This is a genomic window from Bifidobacterium sp. M3-N-101 (assembly GCF_023656805.1).
Lineage (GTDB): Bacteria > Actinomycetota > Actinomycetes > Actinomycetales > Bifidobacteriaceae > Bifidobacterium > Bifidobacterium breve.
Genome location: NZ_JAMOKQ010000012.1, coordinates 77,488 through 93,407, shown reverse-complemented (window position 1 = coordinate 93,407; position 15,920 = coordinate 77,488). Strand labels below are relative to the sequence as shown.

Sequence of the window (15,920 nt, the reverse complement as noted above, 5' to 3'; positions counted from 1 at the left end):
AAAGACCCCGGCGCCGACCTGCGGCGCCTGTCGAACAGGGAGAAGACCCTGTTGATCGACCGGTTGAGGCCGGCGTATTCGCTCAGGTCGATGACATGCTTGCTCGCCATCGCGCCCAGCAGCCACCTACTGCCACCACGCCCGGCTCGGCGTTGACAAGTACGCCGGACTCAGGGCGGAGGTGGCCGGGGCGTTCGCCGCTTCCAAGGGCAGGTACGGGTACCGCAGGATCAAGGCGGTGCTCAAGACCGGCGTCTCGGAGAAGGCGGTCCGCAGGATCATGGCGGAGGAAGGGCTCGTGGCGCACGCGCCCAAGCGACGCAGGTATAGTTCCTACGAGGGCGAGACGACGCCGGCTCCCGACAATCTCGTCGACCGGGACTTCACGGCCGAACGGCCGAACGAGAAGTGGCTGACGGACATCAGCGAGATCAAGGCCAGGGACGGGAAGGGCGTGCCTTTCGCCGCCGGTCGACTGCTTCGATGGCAAGATCGTCGCATACACCGCCGGCTTCAGCCCCAACGCGGAGCTGGCCAACCGGATGCTGGAGAAAGCGGCCTCGACGCTGCCGGGGAACGCGCGTCCCCTGGTGCATTCCGACCGTGGATGCCACTGCCGGTGGCCCGGATGGCTCGCGCTCATGGAACGCTTCGGGCTGACGCGCTCCATGAGCGCGAAGGGCTGTTCGCCGGACAACGCGGCCGCGGAGGGATTCTTCGGCAGGATGAAGACCGAGGCGGTCTACCCCGAGAAGTGGGAGGAACACACCCGCAACGAGGTGCTCGCCTTGGTCGATGAGTACATACGCTGGTACAACCACGAGCGCATCAAACAGTCGCTTGGTTGGATGAGCCCGGTACAATACCGTCAAAGCCAAGGAATGGCTGCGTGATTATCTCCAAGAAAATGTCCGCAGCCCCTGGTGCCCGAGTTTTTGCGCACTTTGGTCTTCGCCCGCCCCGTGGCGATGATCAGTTCGCTGCTGGTACGTTCTCACCGAGCCCTGACATGTCGAGGTAGCGTCGCGTCGACCACTCGCTGGAGGTCACGTAGCGGACTCTCGCGCATATGAGCATCAGGGCGCAGCGCCCGTCGGGGAAGCCGCCGACCACGCGCGTGCGCCGACGGATTTCCCGGTTGGGACGTTCGATCATGTTGTTGGTGCGGATGCGACGGCGATGCTCGCGCGGGTAGTCGTCGAGCAGGTGGGTCGTCGTCTCGCCGATGCCCTCCCTGAGGCATCTGGCGGCCTCCTTGAGTTTCCTCGATTCCATGTCCTTGGCGGCGATTCCGCCTTCTCCAACGCCTTGTCCCTGGTTTCCATGGAGAACACGGCCAAAAACCCAACTAGTGTAAACACACCCTAGTTGTGATGGCCGGCAGCAGTATTGTTGCTGTTCTGTGGACCGTGTGCAAAGATGCGGTTCCAGTAATCGAGCATGTCTTCGCGGCTCATGGCCAGATAGATGCCCATGGCCAGCACGGCCACGTCTTCCTTGAGCAGATCCTTGATCTCGATGGTGCCGCTCAGCTTGGGCCAGCGCTGAAGCACTGCAAGCATGCCGCCTACGGTGAATTCGATCATGAGATCGGTTGTGAGGTCAAGATGTTCGGGGTCTCGTTGCAGCATGCTGATCATCTGCAGTCGGCAGAAATCGCGTAGGGATTCAGTCAGTTCCAGCGTGCTGTGCGGGCCGGCCAGCAGAGCCAATCGGTCGAGGCGCTGGCGCTGTTCCGGGTTGGCGAGCGTGGCGGTGATGCGTTCGCGCCACTGCTCCTCGGGGTTGCCGTTCGGGTCGGGGGTGCGGTTGATCGGGATGGATTCGACCTGATGCAGAATGGCGGAATCGGCCAGTTCCGACAGTCCGGAGAAGTGGTAATAGAACGAATTGCGGTTGACTCCGGCCTCGCTTACCACATCGGTAACGGTGATTTTGCGGTAGTCGCGGTCGGCGAGTAGTTCCCAGAAAGCGTTTTCGAGGCGCTCTTTGGCTGGCAGCACCTCGGAATCATGACGTGGACGCGGCATCTCTTCCTCCTAACGCATTGCGATAATAGTCATGCTGTCCAATAAGTTATTGGACACTATAACTAGTATCTCTAGACATTTGTGGGTTTATCGTTGGGTTCGTTCTTCTGCTCGGTAGCGGGTGTGCCGTTTGGTTCGTCGGCGTCTGCCGCTGCCTTGGCGTTGGCGGAATCTGTCTTGTGTTTGGCGGTGGCGGCCTTGATCAGAATGGGCACTGCTTCGGCTAAATGCCGCCGATCCTCGGGGGTGAGTCCCACGAACGCGCCAAGCATGGAAGGGATTGAAGCGGGGAAATTGCTCATCACTTCGCTGAACGTCGTGGCGCCATTGGAGTGCAGCACGGTGAACAGGGCGTCCACTGCACGCTCGCGCTGTTCCGGCGTAAGCGCGCCAACCCAATGATTCAACTCTTCGTTGAACAGTTGGGAGCTGGAGCTGAGATCGGGCTCGGTGACGAACTGATCGCCGTCCACCAGCCAGGTGAATGCGGAATGCTGCATAATGCCGTCCGAATCGGAAGACACCACACGGCATGGTTCAGGAGTCTCGAAAATCATGCCCACAATCGATGAGCTCGGCACGATTTTCGTCACCTTTGGCTGGATCCTGCGGTAGGCGGGGCTGGTCACGATTTCCGAGGGAAAGCCGGGGCCGTCCAGCGAATAGATATGCCGAATGCGGTTTTGGACTTTGGCGTCGGCGTTCATCGCCGCATAAATCGCCAGATTGCCGCCTTTGGAGTGGCCTACCAGAACGATCGGACCGTCCCATAGGCGGGCCACCGTATCCAGATATGCACTGGCTGCGCGTTGGGCCGGTACTGGGTACTGGAAAGCCATGTTGAAATCCTCTTTCCAGCCGATTAGCGAATCATCGGTTCCGCGGAAGGAGAGGACCATGGTGCCTTTATGCGTAGGGTTGCGACGGTTTCGGCCGTCGGGCAGCTGGAACGTCGCCGCGGCAAATTGGGTTTGCTCGCCGCGGTTGACATGCTCGACGACGGCTCCCAGCTGTATGCCGGTAAAGCGCGGATTATTGCCGGCCTCCTCGAACAGGGTATGGGTGAGGTGTGGATCGATCACCGAGACCATTTGGGCTTCGTGGGGTTTGTCATCCTCCGATGTATCGATTGAACGATGCAATTCTTGGTTGGCCTCTTTGAGGCTGATTGATTCCATTGCCGGATGCCAGAGCCCTTTGAGCCATATCAACGGATGTTTGGGTTCAAATGTGCGGATGCGCGTGGCGAATGAGCCGGATTGCTGCTGTTCGTCAAGCATCAGTGTGGGGCAGATGTTGGCCACGTCTTCATAAATGAGTGTGGCGATGATCAGGGCGTCGATTTCATTGAACGGCAATTCGGAGAATGGGCGCAATTCGGTGCGTGCATAGTCGATGATGCCGGTCATACACGCCTCCCGATTTTGCTTATGGCCCTGCGGCCCCAAGTTCATACACAGCTGCGGTTTGCCTGCTGCCGTGTGCCTTCCATTGTAGGGATTGTATGGTTGCCGATGGTGCACTGATGGTGAACAATTCCGTATGGGTTTCTCGGCATGACTCGGGAAATTGTTGGGTGGTCGGGGCGGAGCCCTGTGCTGAGTGCCGGTTGTCGTTTGCCGTGGGCGTTGAGTGCCGATTTATACCGGCCGGATATCGAGCAGATCGAATCGCGTCATATCCACGCCCTCGTGCTCGAGCAGTTCGGCCTTGATGTCGAGCCGGCCGCCATAGCCGCCAAACGCACGGCCTGATCCGACCACGCGATGGCAAGGCACGATGATGGTGATCGGATTGCGCTTGACCGCACCTCCAACCGCTTGCGCAGCCATTCGCCCGCCGCCGCGGCGTTCGGACAGCTCGGCGGCTATCTCTCCGTAACTGGCCGTCATGCCGTAAGGAATCTCTGCAACGAGTTGCCATACTTCGTGCTGAAACGGAGTGGCCGCCGGATTCATCGGTGGGGCCTGGCTGAGGCTTGGGCGTTTGTCTGCAAAGTAGGCCTGCAGCCAGTCGCGGGTTATGCGGAACACCTCGAGTTCGGAATCTGGCGTACAGTTGTCTTTCTGCCGGTTCTTGGCGGCCCACCACCAGTCCTCGAGGCATAGCTCGGTGAGCGCCTCACCGTCTGAAGCCATCATCATCCGACCGATGGGTGTTTCCGCGGTGGTGCGTATCAATTGCCGTTGTGCCATACAGCCATTATGGCGTGTTCGCGCGGCTTTCTGCATTTCGAGGGGCTGATTTACGTTTCTTCGGAGGTCTACTTCCGTTTCAAGGGGCTGGTGTCCAAGTAGACGAGGCGCAAAAATGGCGGAATGGCGTTGGCATTATGCTGTGGATACTTGTGGTGTAAAGGATGACCGGCCCCTCGAAACGGAGATAGATATTCGGAAAAGCTCAAATCAGCCCCTTGAAATGGAATTAGAGCTCAATTTTGATGGAATGTGGAACTTGCGCGCGAAGCGGTGGACAATGGGAACCATGAACACATTTGGTTTGGGGCATGACGTGGTGGATGTGGCCGCGTTCGCTGAGCAGTTGGGGCAGCCGGGCTCGCATATGCGTGCGCTGTTTTCCGTGCGCGAGGTACGGCAGGCGGCGGACCGTGCACGCCAAAAAAACGATGGCGAAGCTGTCCATCTGGCCGCCAAGTGGGCCGGCAAAGAGGCGTTCCTTAAAGCGTGGTGTGATTTTCTGGGGGGTGCGCCGTTCCCGTTCACGCTGGATAATTTCCCGTGGCGCGAGATTGAGATTCTCGATGATTCGCGCGGTGTGCCGCATGTGTCGCTGAGTGGTGACGCATCGCCGGCGTTCCAGACTGATTACTTGGGTTCGATCCCCGACGTCCGCATCTCCCTGAGCCATGATGGCCCGGTTGCGTCCGCCGTGGTGATGATTCAATCCGGTAATAATTCGCGCGAAATCCGCTGAATCGCACAAAATTCGGCTTTGCTCCGACGCGTCTTTGGTTGCATGCATCGAACCGGTTTGATATAGTTGGCGCAACGCGTCAAACGATTGACGCGAGCAGCGGGCGGAGACGAAGGAGTTTCCGGTGGCTAAGAGCAACCAAGTCGGCACAGGCAGAGAAGTCAATCGCGCAGGATAAGGCAAAGAAAAGGCATACCGGCACTGTTTTCAATACCCGCTTCGCAGCTCATAAGGATGAACTTGAGCGGCTCTTCATGAGTCTGTACAACAACCATGCCGCCTTCGAATCGCTCATCGACAGCATGGCTGAGGCCTACGCCGATCGCCCCGCCGACCTGAAGCGTCTCGACAAGTCCCGCGAACAAGACCCGGATTGGTACAAGCGCGGCGACATGTTCGGCATGACCATGTACACCGACCTATTCGCCGGCGATCTCAAAAAGCTCGCTGACAAAATTCCGTACCTCAAGGAGCAGAGGCTCACTTACCTGCACCTCATGCCGCTGCTCGACATGCCCCACCCGAACAATGACGGTGGCTATGCGGTCCAGGACTTCGACGCTGTAGACCCGAAGCTCGGCACCAACGAGGACCTCGCCGCGCTCGCCAAGAAGCTGCGCCGCGCCGGTATCAGCCTGTGCATCGACTCAGTGAGTTATCGTTTTTCTTCCCCCCGTGCGCGTCGTTCAGGCCGTCGGCGCGATGAGTCGGGTCTCACCTTTCATCAATTTGGATGTCAATCCGCCGAGGAGCGGCATGAGGAATACGGTCACGGCGCCGGCGGCCACCAGCGTTGACGCGGTGGTTTGGTGCATGGTGCCGCCCTGCACCGCAAGAGAAGTCACGGCCACAATCAGCGGCAGAGCCGTTGTAAAATACAGCGAAACGGTGAGCTTATCCTGCGGGTCGAGTGGGTTGACTCGATGGTCGAGCGTCGTGGCCACAAAAATTGGCACCGCGTGCACCAGCAGCATGATGATGAAGGTGATGAGCAGTGCAGGATTGGCCACGACCGTTTTCACGTCAATGGATGCGCCGGAAACCACGAAAAACACGGGAATAAGGAAGCCATAGCCCACGCCTTCGAGCTTCAGGTTCAATGTATGGTTGCCGTTCGGCGTGACGAATCGCAGGATGAAGCCGGCCGCGAACGCGCCCAGCACCACATCAAGCTGGAACAGGAACGCCAGACCCAGTTCGCTGAGCAGTTCAACGGCTTTGGTCACCCAGATTTTATCTAGGATGAATGGTCCGAATATCGCCCCGAACACCAGCAGCAGCACGGTCTGCGGCATGGGTTTTGCCGGGAATAAGCTGCGTGATGATAGGACACGCCACTGCAATCATCATGATGATGGATAGCGAGACGAGATCATAGGTCATGGTCTGATCGAATTCTCTCCGTTTTCTTGAATACGTTTCGGCAGTGTAGTTCGTCCCGTTGTCTCGAAGCGGTCATGTAGTCTTGCCGTGTGACAACCCTGCGACAGGCGCGGTTGCCATCCCCACAGAAATATGTATAATAACCCAAGTCGCCAAAAGCGACGTTTGCGCGGATGTAGCTCAATGGTAGAGCCTCAGTCTTCCAAACTGATTACGCGGGTTCGATTCCCGTCATCCGCTCCACTATTTATATGTTGGTGTATCTAATTGGGAATACCGGAAGGGTGAGCTACCCCGAGTAGTATTAGTACTCATGGTGTTGAGAATCGACGAAGCTGAACTGCGTGCCAAACTCTTTGAGCACAAAGAGCAGATTGGTTTCGGCCCGATTGCCAATGGGGTTGCCATCATCATCGAAGGATTGTTTTACATTCCTGCTGCTCTCACATCTGGACTCGACCAAATTTTTCAAGGATTGCTCCTTGCATTGAGCATTATCTTCATGTTCTATGGAATATGAAGTTTGATCACTGCTTGCAGAAATAAGTATGATGCCATAACACTGTATGAGGATATCGCCAACATGGATAGAACCGAACGAAGAAGCTCGATCATTGCGGTGAAAGACGCTAACCGATATCTTCTGTATCGTGATTTAGGTTGGGGATGCGACTTTTTCCCTAATCATGCAACCGCAAGCAGTACTGATGAGGATGTTCGTCAGCTGACGACGTATTTTGCCGATGAATTCGGAATTCCTGCTAAAGACTTTACTCTGTCTCACATTTGTGTGAAGGATTCTGAGAAGCCATCCACGGAGCATGATGGAGAGGTTCGTTATTACGAATACACGCTATACCGCGCTAGCGTAACGGTAATGCCTGACGCCTGGCGTTCCACTGAGTTCCATGTTGGTGCCAAGGACTGCCGCTGGATGACTCTTGATGAGATGCTTGCCGACCCTGTCATCAACAAAATCAATCATGATGTCGTTGCGATGGTGCGGGATAACTTGTAATTGTTGCCGCCTTTGGGGGTATATGGTTGTTGGGCCGAAGCGCGTTCTATACCTCGATAATCGTCGGAATCAGGGCGCAGCATGCTCTATGGAACTCTCTATACCCTGAAAACACTGAAAATCAGGATATAGCGCGGTAGAACAGAATCTGCAAACAGCGGTATGCCGATGAATGAGGTCCTCTTCACCCACGACGTAACGCAGATTCGTATCTTATGGACCTTATATATAGGTTTGTGGCTAAGGTGCTACCCACAACATTGCCCGTAACGCCACCGCCCGCAACAGAACACGGCCTTGGTGAGTCGTATGTTTGTGTTCACAAAAATTGCATGTAGCATGTCTTCGCATATGCGTAACGACGTGTGACCATGTGGCATTGCACACACAGAACGGTGGCATGCTGACGGCCGACGGTAACTCCGCGCCCCACGTAGCGGCAGCAAATCTGCCCCTATTCCCGAATTGTGGGAGCAGCACGCCCCACAGGGACGAAAAAGTCCGTTATCGTAGGGTGGATGACGAGGGTGCCACTTTTCAGAAATTCCAAGGTTCTTTTCAATATCGGGTAAGAATTTCCCTCTATCCGGGTGGACGCATTCGTGCTTTTTGCTTAATAACGTAACGCCTTGTAGGTGTGACGCCAGGCTTTGGCGTACGCGATCGTAAGAGACAGGCAAGGCTATGAAGAGAATTGCAGAATGGTTCGCTGCGGTAGGGGCCGCAGCGAGCAAGAGTGGCAAACGGCTAGTGGCCGTCGTGGCCGCCGTAGCGATGCTTGGCGGCGTCGCCGGCGTGAGCGCGACCGCCATGGCCGATGACCAGTCTGCGGCCGATACCCAGCAGTCCACCGCCCAAACCGAAACTCCGGCAAACACCGACAGTAAGGACGCCGGTACGGATACCGGTAACAAGGATGATTCGACCAAGGCCGATGCGACCAAGTCTGATGACGCCGCAAGTGCCGATACCGATGCTGCCGCCTCGGAACTCACCGAGCAGACGGCTCCTGCTCCGACTTCGACGTTGAACACGCAGGCAGCCGAAGCCACGAATGGCAGCTGTGTGTATGCAGGTAACGTTGCCTCTGGACTGAATAACGTGTGCTGGCTGGATATGACGAACTTCACCGCGGACAAGGACCAGCTTCAGCCCATGAGCGTGAAGCTTTCGGACTCGTTGACGATGAAGTTCAACATCAAGTATACGGGTGGTCGTACGTTGCGTTCGGCCGCCGTGCCTACTTGGAATAAAGCGGCGTTCGGCCATTACGGTTATGCCGGTTTCCCTGAAGGAACCAAGCCTGCTCTGTATCAGAGAACCGGATCTTACAATACCGAGTCCACGGTAGAGCTGACGGACATCAAGATCGTAAATGCTGATGGCAGTGAAATCACCGGCAATTATTCGTTTATGATGGCGGATGCCGAGAGCACGAACAACAATGAGAGTATCTCGTTCACTTCTTCAAACGAGATCGAGCAAGTGGCCCAGTTCCCGCAACAGGGTGATGCCGACTACAAGAATTATGCGTTCGGTGTTCAGACGTTCTCCGCTGACCACAAGACCGTGACCGGTGGTGGTGTGAGGACTGGTGCCAATCCAGGCATATACCTGTACAAGACCAAGTCACCGGATACCGTATCGGTGACGATGGGGGTCCATTATGGGCGCGAGATTCAGGCGGCGATCTTCGGCGTGCTGTTCTCCAATGCGGAGACCACTGTGACCACGAACAACGCTTCTGATACGTTTGCTGGCAAGGTCGAGTCGCAGACCTATGGTTCCGAGCAGACCGGTGGCGTAACCGGTTCTAATTCCGCTACCAGCAAAGTGGTGAACATGCTGTCGGATACGGACACGTCCGAACAGGTGAAGTTCACTCTGTCCGCCAGCGAAAACACTAATTGGAATGATTACAATGTCTCGTTCACCTGTGATGGCGATTGCGGTGAATACGATGCAACTCCTCAGATTGATACTGCGACCGGCAACCGGTATGTGACCGTCAGCGTCGCGTCAGAGAAGTCCGCGCATGGTAAGTGGGTCGTGACCAAGAAGGTCAAGCTGGACACCCCGAAGATTCAGAAGTCGATTTCGAAGGATGAGGTGGATTCTGCGGCTACTGGTCAGAAGGATTCCTACACCCTGAGCCTGAATGTCAAGGGCAACACGGTCTCCGGTACCACGACTTCCGGTGAGTTGGCTCAGGTGTTCAAGGACCTCGGCCAGATCATCACCACGACCACGACGAAGTCGTATGGCAAGGTGAGTATCGTCGATACCCTGTCCGACTACGCCGACCCGTTGTTTGAGTATGACAAGCAGTCTGGTGAGATTACGTCTGGCGTTACGGTGGTTACGAGTGACAGGTCGAATGTTGATGCCGAAGTGGCGTCCAAGACCTATGATGTCGCTACCCGTACGGTGACAGTGACGTTCAGGGACGGCTTCACGCTGGCCAAGGACGTGACCTATTCGGTGCAGTTCAAGGTCAAGCCTTCCGATAAGGCGTATGAGACGTATGCGTCGAACAAGCAGTCCGAAAAGGGCGGCTACACGGATACGGATAACACCGTGCATCAGGGTGAAACTGGTACCGGTACAGATTCGGAAAACAAGGACGGTTTCTATTCCAACGCGGAGGCCCATTTAGCGTATTCCGAGTGCACCGCAGTCAACAATGTCGCGAAGGATTGCGTGTCGAAGGATAACGTGACATATCAGAAGCCTGTCCTGCAGGTGAAGACCGGCAAGATTCAGGTGACCAAGAAATGGGATCCGACCGATTCCGAGCCAAAGGATGGCTCGAAGGTGACGGTCAACATCTACAAGGGTGACCATGCCGACGACGGCCAGAAGGTCGATACCCTCACCCTGGCCAAGGATGGTGGCTGGACTGGTTCCTTGGGGAACTTGGCCCCAGGCACCTACTTTGTGGAAGAAACCAATGTAGACGGTTACACGGCGTCCTACAGCCAGAGCCAGACGGTGACCATCACTGCCGACGATCTGTGGAAGGCTGAGCCGAACATGACGAAGTTCGACAACGTTAAGACATATGACGTGACTATCACGAACACGTTGAACCGTGTTGATCTTGATGTCAATGCAAACGTCAAGGTGAGCAAGACCGTGCAGGGTGCCGCCGCGTCCAAGGACTTCACATTCAACCTGACCGGCGCCAAAAGTAACGCCGCGTGCAAGGATGGCGTGACCTGGCCGAAGGATAGCAACGGCTCGTTGACCGCGACCGCGTCCAAGTCCGACTTACAGACCATTGGCACCCCGGCGGATGCCAAGTTCCCGGACGGTTCGACGTTGCAGCTCAAGGCCCCGACCGGTACGACTTCGGCCGTCTACGAGTTCACAGTTTCCGAGGATCAGTCGGGCAATCCCGCGGGCTGGAAGTACGACACCGATACGGTGACCGTCAAGGTCACGGTGAGCAAGAAGACTGACGGCTCCGGCTACAAGACCAATGTCGAGTACGTGTACGCCGACGGCGATTCCGATAAGACGGATAATCCAAAGTCGGCTGACTTCACGAACGTCTTTGTCGCCGTGTCTAGCTTGCCGGTGACCGGTGGCCGCTCGGCCCGTGACTGGCTGATCTACGGCGGTGGCCTTGGCCTGTTGGCCTTGTTGGCCGGTGCCGGCTACACCGTCTGGCGCAAGCGTCAGCTCGTCTGACCCGAACAGCCTGAGGCGGCCGCCCCTGGCTCCCCTCAGGGAGGGGAGCTGGCCGCCGAAGGCGGACTGAGGGGAGTCGACAAAGGCTCCTCTCCCCGGAGAAAACACATTAAAGGTGTACGGAGATTGCGAAGTCCCTTGGCAGAAGGACCGGAGTCTCCGTGATTGCAGAAAACAAGTACAAAGTAAAGGAAGAGAGGGCTTCTCATGAAGTTGAGGAAGCTTTTCGCGGGCGTTGCTGCGGCGGCGACCCTGTTGGGCGGCATGGCGTTCGGCGCCACCACCGCCAACGCGGCGGATACCGCGTCCATCACCCTGAGCGGCAAGACCGTGAAGGGTACCGTGTACACTGCGTACAAGATCGGTTCCTATGACACTGTCAGTGCGAAGGTCGAGAACGACAAGCTCGCGTCCGTCGGCGTGACGACGGACCAGGCTTGGAAGACGGATGCCGAGAACGTGCTGGGCGCCACAGTGACTAATACTCCGGAGTACAAGGGCTACGGTGATCCGCTGGCCTATGTGGCGGGCACCACCGGCTACTACACCAACACCCCGGCAACGCTGCCGAACGCCTCCGCGACCATGGAATCGTTCGTCCAGAGCCTGGCCGGCAAGCTGGATGACAAGACGGCCGTGGACCCGTCCCAGACGGTTGCCAATGATAACGACAAAGTCGTCTTCTCCGGCCTTGACGAGGGCCTGTACCTGATTGTTTCCAAGACGGATACTGAACCCGCCACGGACGCCGGCTCCCCGCTGGCTATCGTCGGCACCCAGGTGACCGTCAACGGCACCGCGTACACGAAGTTGGGTGCGAACAATCAGACGCTGGGCAAGGCCGTGGTCAAGCCGTCCACCCCACAGAAGCCGAGCAAGTCCGCGAGTGACCTGAACCCGTACGTGGGCGCCACCATCACTTACACGCTTGAGGGCACCGTGCCGGCCAAGGCCAATTCCTTCAAGTTCGTCGATACCCCGAGCGCTGGTCTGACTGTCAAGCTGGATACCCTCAAGGTGAACGTTCAGGGCGAAACTGACCCGCTCGCCAACACCGAGTACACGGTCGACCCCGCCTCCGGCGACTTTAACACCTCCGCTGCTAAGCCGTCCTTCACCATCGCGCTGAACAACGCTACCAAGTACCAGGGCAAGCACATCGTCGTCAAGTACAACGCGCTGGTCAACAAGAAAGCCAACGTCAACGGCACCAACAACGATGTCAGGTTCGACAACTCCAACCAGACCACTACCACCACCATCACCCCGCAGCTGAACACCGTGACCTTCACCAAGAAGGGTGTGGATGCCGACACGAATGCTCTGAAGGGCGTCGTGTTCCAGATCGTGGCTGATACGAACAACGCAACCCCGCTGCCGGACGGTACCGCAACCGAGGCCACCTCAGGCGACAAAGGTGTGGTCACGTTCTCCGGTCTGCCGAACGGCACGTACACCATCACCGAGAAGACCCCGGCCGATGGCTACCTGACCACCGCCCTGCCTTCGTTCACAGTTACCGTCGAGAACGGCAAGGTCACCAACGTCACCCCGACGGGTGTCGGCGCTGGCCTCGTGACCTTCGAGAACGGCTACGCCAACATCGTGGTGAAGAACGTCAAGAAGATCACCCAGTTGCCGCTCACCGGTGCCGCCGGAACCATGCTGTTCACCGTGGTCGCCGTGCTCCTCGCCGGTGTTGCCGCGACCGTGTTCGCCAAGTCCCGCTTCACCAAGCGCGCCCTCGACGCGTGAATCGAGAGCAAATAATCTGCCGTTTGATTATCTGTAGATGTTCAAGTGAGGCTCGTTCCGAAGGTTGCTTCAGGACGGGCCTCTTTTTTGAGAAAAAGGAGTTGTTTATGGGACAGCCGGCGAAGAGATATTCAAGCCAAGATGTATGGAACAGACATTTGTGTGGTCCAACCATATTCGATCGTATCGGTAAGGATTTTGACAAGAGTGGCTATGACTTGCATTGGCTGCGTGATGCGCTGACCTCTGCCTATGACGTTCAGGAGAGTTGCAGGTCGAGCGTCAATGAAAAGCTTCGGCACCCTTACACGTTATCGGTGTTGGAGAAGGCGCACTTGCTGTGTGACGCGCAAGATAATCGGCACGCGTCCAGTATAGGTATTGTTGATATTGCGGTGCTAGCATTGTCCGGTTTTGCCGTATTGGCGTCAGTAATTTCTACGTACAAGGATATGAATATCTCTCAGGAGATAATGCCTGCTAACTTGATACTGCTTATTGGACTCATCGTGCTGTTTGCCATTCTTATGGGTGAAGCAATTCATCTATCCAGGCGGGACAATCGGCGTGACAGGCTTCGCGAAGCTTTGGCTATTCTCATTGCGGAGGATGAACGAACCTCGAAAGAAAAGGAACAGGCTTCGGATGAGGAGCTCCGCCAACTGATTCATAATCTGTTGGCGATTAGTGTCCAAGCCGCTAGCGCTGTTAGCGATAATAGTGCTGCTGGCGGTACTGCTGATGCTGATGCTGATGCTGGTAATGATGATGGGGATGGTGACGCTTAATAGCGTCTATTTTCCATAATCATTGCCTGAGGATTCGACACTCAAGCATACATAGGCCGTCATAGGCCGTTTTGCGAGATATGGAGGGCCATCAGTTCTGGACACTGATGGCCCTCCATCATGCTTCCCTATCGTTTCCCTCATCTCAATATCGGGGATGAAACCTACCCTACTAGGGGTTAGAAAAGTCCGTATAACAACTGCTATCATCCCAAACTATGACATGCCCCCATATTCAGGGGATGCGAACGAACCTTCCAGAGATGTAAGGGGTGAAAATGACTGTCGGTGGAGGGGCCTTTAGCCCCGAAGAGGTCAAGTACCTGAAGTCGTTGCCGGCGGTGGCGGAAGCCACTTCGAGACGCATTACCTACACAGACGACTTCAAACGGTATTGCGTGACCCGTTATAACGAAGGTGCCTCGCCGGTGCGTTTGTTCCGTGAGGCCGGGCTCGATTCCGCCCTGATCGGGTACAAGCGCATCGAACGTTGCCTTGCCCGCTGGCGCGAGGCACAGGATGAAATCCTGGGTGCCGAAGCGCCGGAACCCGCCGAGAAAAACAGCCTGGGGGGGGGTATCGCATTCGAAGTTTTATCGATCGGGAACCGCTGGAACGTCAGATACTGCGAACGAGTGGCGTGAGACGGAGGGCGCCGCGATTGCGGCGAAAGCCGGCAGCGAATCCGATTTCCACGTATCTCCTGAACGCCGCGCCGTCATCTTCCCCATCTCCCGCAAAGAGCAGAACAATGATTTGCGTGACCTGCTGATTGCTCAGCAAGTACGGCGTATCGATGAGCTGGAGCGGCAGGTCGATATGCTTGAGGCTTTGCTGCATAGCGGGCGGCGGGGGAGCAGAGCATCATCTTCCTCGCTTCCGAAACGCGAATCGGGCGAGCGGGGCTCGTCTGCGGGCAATAATGACGTTGCTCCCACGGATTCGGATAGGGAGAATCGTAACGAGGACCACGGTGAGGGTCATGGCGAGTAATCGATCGCATCGAAAACTTGCCTAACACACACGCTAAGATAGGCATCGCAATAATCGGCAATAAGCAGGTAATCGGCGAGGCGGTGCATGGAGCAGGAACCCAACGAGCAAGAACCTAACGAGGCAACGGAAATCGTGGGCAGCAAGGTGGAGACTGTCGAGGTTTCCAAGCATCCTGAAGCATCCATTCCCGAAACCGACTTGTCTTTGGCGGATATCGAACGTCGTCGCTCGCACCCCGTGCGCTGGGCGGTGACCATTCTGGCCGTGCTCGCCGCCATCATCGCCCCTTATTGGCTTGGCCGTTCGTTCGCCGTGAACAACACCGAAGCTGTGGTCGCCGCGCTGGGCGACGTATCTGCGCAGGGTATCGCACTGGTCGGTTGGACTGTAGTAGTGATTGCTTACGTGGGCCTGGTGATGGCCATCGTCGTTTCCCCCTCGTGGCCATGGCTGATTGTGTTCGTGGTGGGCCTTGCGGCCGAACAGTTCATTGCTGGCCTGAGCATGCTCAATCTCCATTTCTGGTATTCGACGTATGTGGTTTACGGCGAACAATCCAACATCGCGAATGCGGCGAATCTTGGCATACTGGCAGCGGCAATCGGCGTTGCCGTGTACGCCGTGATATTCGTGGGTTTGCTGGTGGTCATTAAGAAAACCTCGCCGCTGAACGTGCTGACCAAAAGCTGGGCCAGCTTTATTCTGTACTTTGTTATCGAAGGTGTCGCACTGTTCGTGGTGCTGTTTGGCGGACTGCTTACCGCGGTATGACCAATCGGCTGGTCGGCTGTCTGTGCATTGCCGTATAGTTTTCATTTGGCGTGATTTCGCCCGCGGATAGAGAGCGTTTCGAGCGCACCGCCCGGAACACCGCGCAACGACACAATTAAGGAGGATGCCGTGGCACTGACGGCTGAAGAGAAGACCCAGATTATCAACGAGTACGCGACGCACGAAGGTGACACCGGTTCCCCCGAGGTTCAGGTTGCTCTGCTGTCCAAGCGCATCGCCGACCTGACCGACCACCTCAAGGAGCACAAGCACGACCACCACTCCCGTCGTGGTATGCAGCTGATGATCGGTGATCGTCGTCGTCTGCTTGATTACCTCAAGCGCGTTGACATCAACCGTTACCGCTCTCTCATCGAGCGTCTGGGTCTGCGTCGATAATTGAAGACTTCCGCCCGAGTACCTAGGATTGGTGCTCGGGCGTTTTACATACGCCAGCCAACGGCAACAACGGCAAGAGGGTTAGAGGATAGGCCGAAGGCACCACGGTAAGGTGCGGCCAACAAGAGAACCCGAATGAAGGGGTTGACACGA

The 15,920-nt window shown here is 56.7% G+C and carries 12 protein-coding genes, 1 tRNA gene and 5 pseudogenes; 13 read left to right on the top strand and 5 right to left on the bottom strand.

Annotated features, from left to right (window positions below):
* Positions 1 to 181: 181 nt before the first annotated feature.
* A pseudogene (locus tag NBH12_RS11045) lies at positions 182 to 262 on the top strand (transposase); the annotation flags it as partial.
* A 322-nt stretch (positions 263 to 584) separates the two neighbouring features.
* Positions 585 to 893 (top strand): annotated as a pseudogene (locus NBH12_RS10105) (transposase); the annotation flags it as partial.
* A gap of 79 nt (positions 894 to 972) precedes the next feature.
* Here NBH12_RS10105 and NBH12_RS10100 read toward each other — a convergent pair.
* From NBH12_RS10100 to NBH12_RS10085, 4 genes and pseudogenes are all read right to left on the bottom strand, one after another.
* A pseudogene (locus tag NBH12_RS10100) lies at positions 973 to 1,337 on the bottom strand (transposase); the annotation flags it as partial.
* A gap of 27 nt (positions 1,338 to 1,364) precedes the next feature.
* The gene (locus NBH12_RS10095) at positions 1,365 to 2,030 is read right to left on the bottom strand and encodes a TetR/AcrR family transcriptional regulator (protein WP_025221146.1); all 666 of its coding nucleotides are present in this window, start codon (positions 2,028 to 2,030) and stop codon (positions 1,365 to 1,367) included.
* A 71-nt stretch (positions 2,031 to 2,101) separates the two neighbouring features.
* Positions 2,102 to 3,439 (bottom strand): DUF2974 domain-containing protein, encoded by a 1,338-nt coding sequence (locus NBH12_RS10090; protein ID WP_025221147.1) that lies wholly within the window; start codon positions 3,437 to 3,439, stop codon positions 2,102 to 2,104.
* A gap of 231 nt (positions 3,440 to 3,670) precedes the next feature.
* Positions 3,671 to 4,225, bottom strand: coding sequence for a methylated-DNA--[protein]-cysteine S-methyltransferase (locus NBH12_RS10085; protein WP_250819451.1), 555 nt, complete (start codon positions 4,223 to 4,225; stop codon positions 3,671 to 3,673).
* A gap of 289 nt (positions 4,226 to 4,514) precedes the next feature.
* Between NBH12_RS10085 and NBH12_RS10080 the strand changes: the two genes are divergently transcribed.
* A complete protein-coding gene (locus NBH12_RS10080; RefSeq protein WP_161519420.1) occupies positions 4,515 to 4,964 on the top strand; it encodes a holo-ACP synthase in 450 nt (149 codons plus the stop codon).
* A gap of 38 nt (positions 4,965 to 5,002) precedes the next feature.
* A pseudogene (locus tag NBH12_RS10075) lies at positions 5,003 to 5,617 on the top strand (alpha-amylase family glycosyl hydrolase); the annotation flags it as partial.
* Positions 5,618 to 5,650: 33 nt separating this feature from the next.
* Here the strand turns inward: NBH12_RS10075 and NBH12_RS10070 are convergent.
* Complete coding sequence (locus NBH12_RS10070) at positions 5,651 to 6,259, bottom strand: cation:proton antiporter domain-containing protein (protein WP_250819449.1); 609 nt, start codon at positions 6,257 to 6,259, stop codon at positions 5,651 to 5,653.
* A gap of 257 nt (positions 6,260 to 6,516) precedes the next feature.
* Between NBH12_RS10070 and NBH12_RS10065 the strand changes: the two genes are divergently transcribed.
* The 9 genes and pseudogenes from NBH12_RS10065 to rpsO all read left to right on the top strand — a co-directional run bounded on the left by NBH12_RS10065 (position 6,517) and on the right by rpsO (position 15,767).
* Positions 6,517 to 6,590 (top strand) — tRNA-Gly (locus NBH12_RS10065).
* 70 nt (positions 6,591 to 6,660) lie between these two features.
* The gene (locus NBH12_RS10060) at positions 6,661 to 6,867 is read left to right on the top strand and encodes a hypothetical protein (RefSeq protein WP_029575564.1); all 207 of its coding nucleotides are present in this window, start codon (positions 6,661 to 6,663) and stop codon (positions 6,865 to 6,867) included.
* Positions 6,868 to 6,930: 63 nt separating this feature from the next.
* A complete protein-coding gene (locus tag NBH12_RS10055; RefSeq protein WP_032742660.1) occupies positions 6,931 to 7,365 on the top strand; it encodes a hypothetical protein in 435 nt (144 codons plus the stop codon).
* Positions 7,366 to 8,049: 684 nt separating this feature from the next.
* A complete protein-coding gene (locus NBH12_RS10050; protein WP_250819448.1) occupies positions 8,050 to 11,058 on the top strand; it encodes a DUF7604 domain-containing protein in 3,009 nt (1,002 codons plus the stop codon).
* 207 nt (positions 11,059 to 11,265) lie between these two features.
* Positions 11,266 to 12,813, top strand: a complete 1,548-nt coding sequence (locus tag NBH12_RS10045) for an isopeptide-forming domain-containing fimbrial protein (RefSeq protein WP_052828338.1) — start codon at positions 11,266 to 11,268, stop codon at positions 12,811 to 12,813.
* A 107-nt stretch (positions 12,814 to 12,920) separates the two neighbouring features.
* Positions 12,921 to 13,601, top strand: a complete 681-nt coding sequence (locus NBH12_RS10040; protein WP_250819447.1) for a protein Vpu — start codon at positions 12,921 to 12,923, stop codon at positions 13,599 to 13,601.
* Between the two features lie 278 nt (positions 13,602 to 13,879).
* Positions 13,880 to 14,373: pseudogene (locus NBH12_RS11185) on the top strand (hypothetical protein).
* Positions 14,374 to 14,681: 308 nt separating this feature from the next.
* Positions 14,682 to 15,368: a teichoic acid transporter gene (locus NBH12_RS10025; protein WP_003831475.1), complete on the top strand. Its 687-nt coding sequence runs from the start codon at positions 14,682 to 14,684 to the stop codon at positions 15,366 to 15,368.
* Positions 15,369 to 15,497: 129 nt separating this feature from the next.
* Positions 15,498 to 15,767 (top strand): 30S ribosomal protein S15, encoded by a 270-nt coding sequence (gene rpsO / locus NBH12_RS10020; RefSeq protein WP_003828229.1) that lies wholly within the window; start codon positions 15,498 to 15,500, stop codon positions 15,765 to 15,767.
* Positions 15,768 to 15,920 lie beyond the last annotated feature (153 nt).

Coding starts and splice junctions, on each gene's coding strand:
- NBH12_RS10095 (WP_025221146.1), bottom strand. CDS start 2,030: ATGCCGCGTCCACGTCATGATTCCGAGGTGCTGCCAGCCAAAGAGCGC.
- NBH12_RS10090 (WP_025221147.1), bottom strand. CDS start 3,439: ATGACCGGCATCATCGACTATGCACGCACCGAATTGCGCCCATTCTCC.
- NBH12_RS10085 (WP_250819451.1), bottom strand. CDS start 4,225: ATGGCACAACGGCAATTGATACGCACCACCGCGGAAACACCCATCGGT.
- NBH12_RS10080 (WP_161519420.1), top strand. CDS start 4,515: ATGAACACATTTGGTTTGGGGCATGACGTGGTGGATGTGGCCGCGTTC.
- NBH12_RS10070 (WP_250819449.1), bottom strand. CDS start 6,259: ATGCCGCAGACCGTGCTGCTGCTGGTGTTCGGGGCGATATTCGGACCA.
- NBH12_RS10060 (WP_029575564.1), top strand. CDS start 6,661: ATGGTGTTGAGAATCGACGAAGCTGAACTGCGTGCCAAACTCTTTGAG.
- NBH12_RS10055 (WP_032742660.1), top strand. CDS start 6,931: ATGGATAGAACCGAACGAAGAAGCTCGATCATTGCGGTGAAAGACGCT.
- NBH12_RS10050 (WP_250819448.1), top strand. CDS start 8,050: ATGAAGAGAATTGCAGAATGGTTCGCTGCGGTAGGGGCCGCAGCGAGC.
- NBH12_RS10045 (WP_052828338.1), top strand. CDS start 11,266: ATGAAGTTGAGGAAGCTTTTCGCGGGCGTTGCTGCGGCGGCGACCCTG.
- NBH12_RS10040 (WP_250819447.1), top strand. CDS start 12,921: ATGGGACAGCCGGCGAAGAGATATTCAAGCCAAGATGTATGGAACAGA.
- NBH12_RS10025 (WP_003831475.1), top strand. CDS start 14,682: ATGGAGCAGGAACCCAACGAGCAAGAACCTAACGAGGCAACGGAAATC.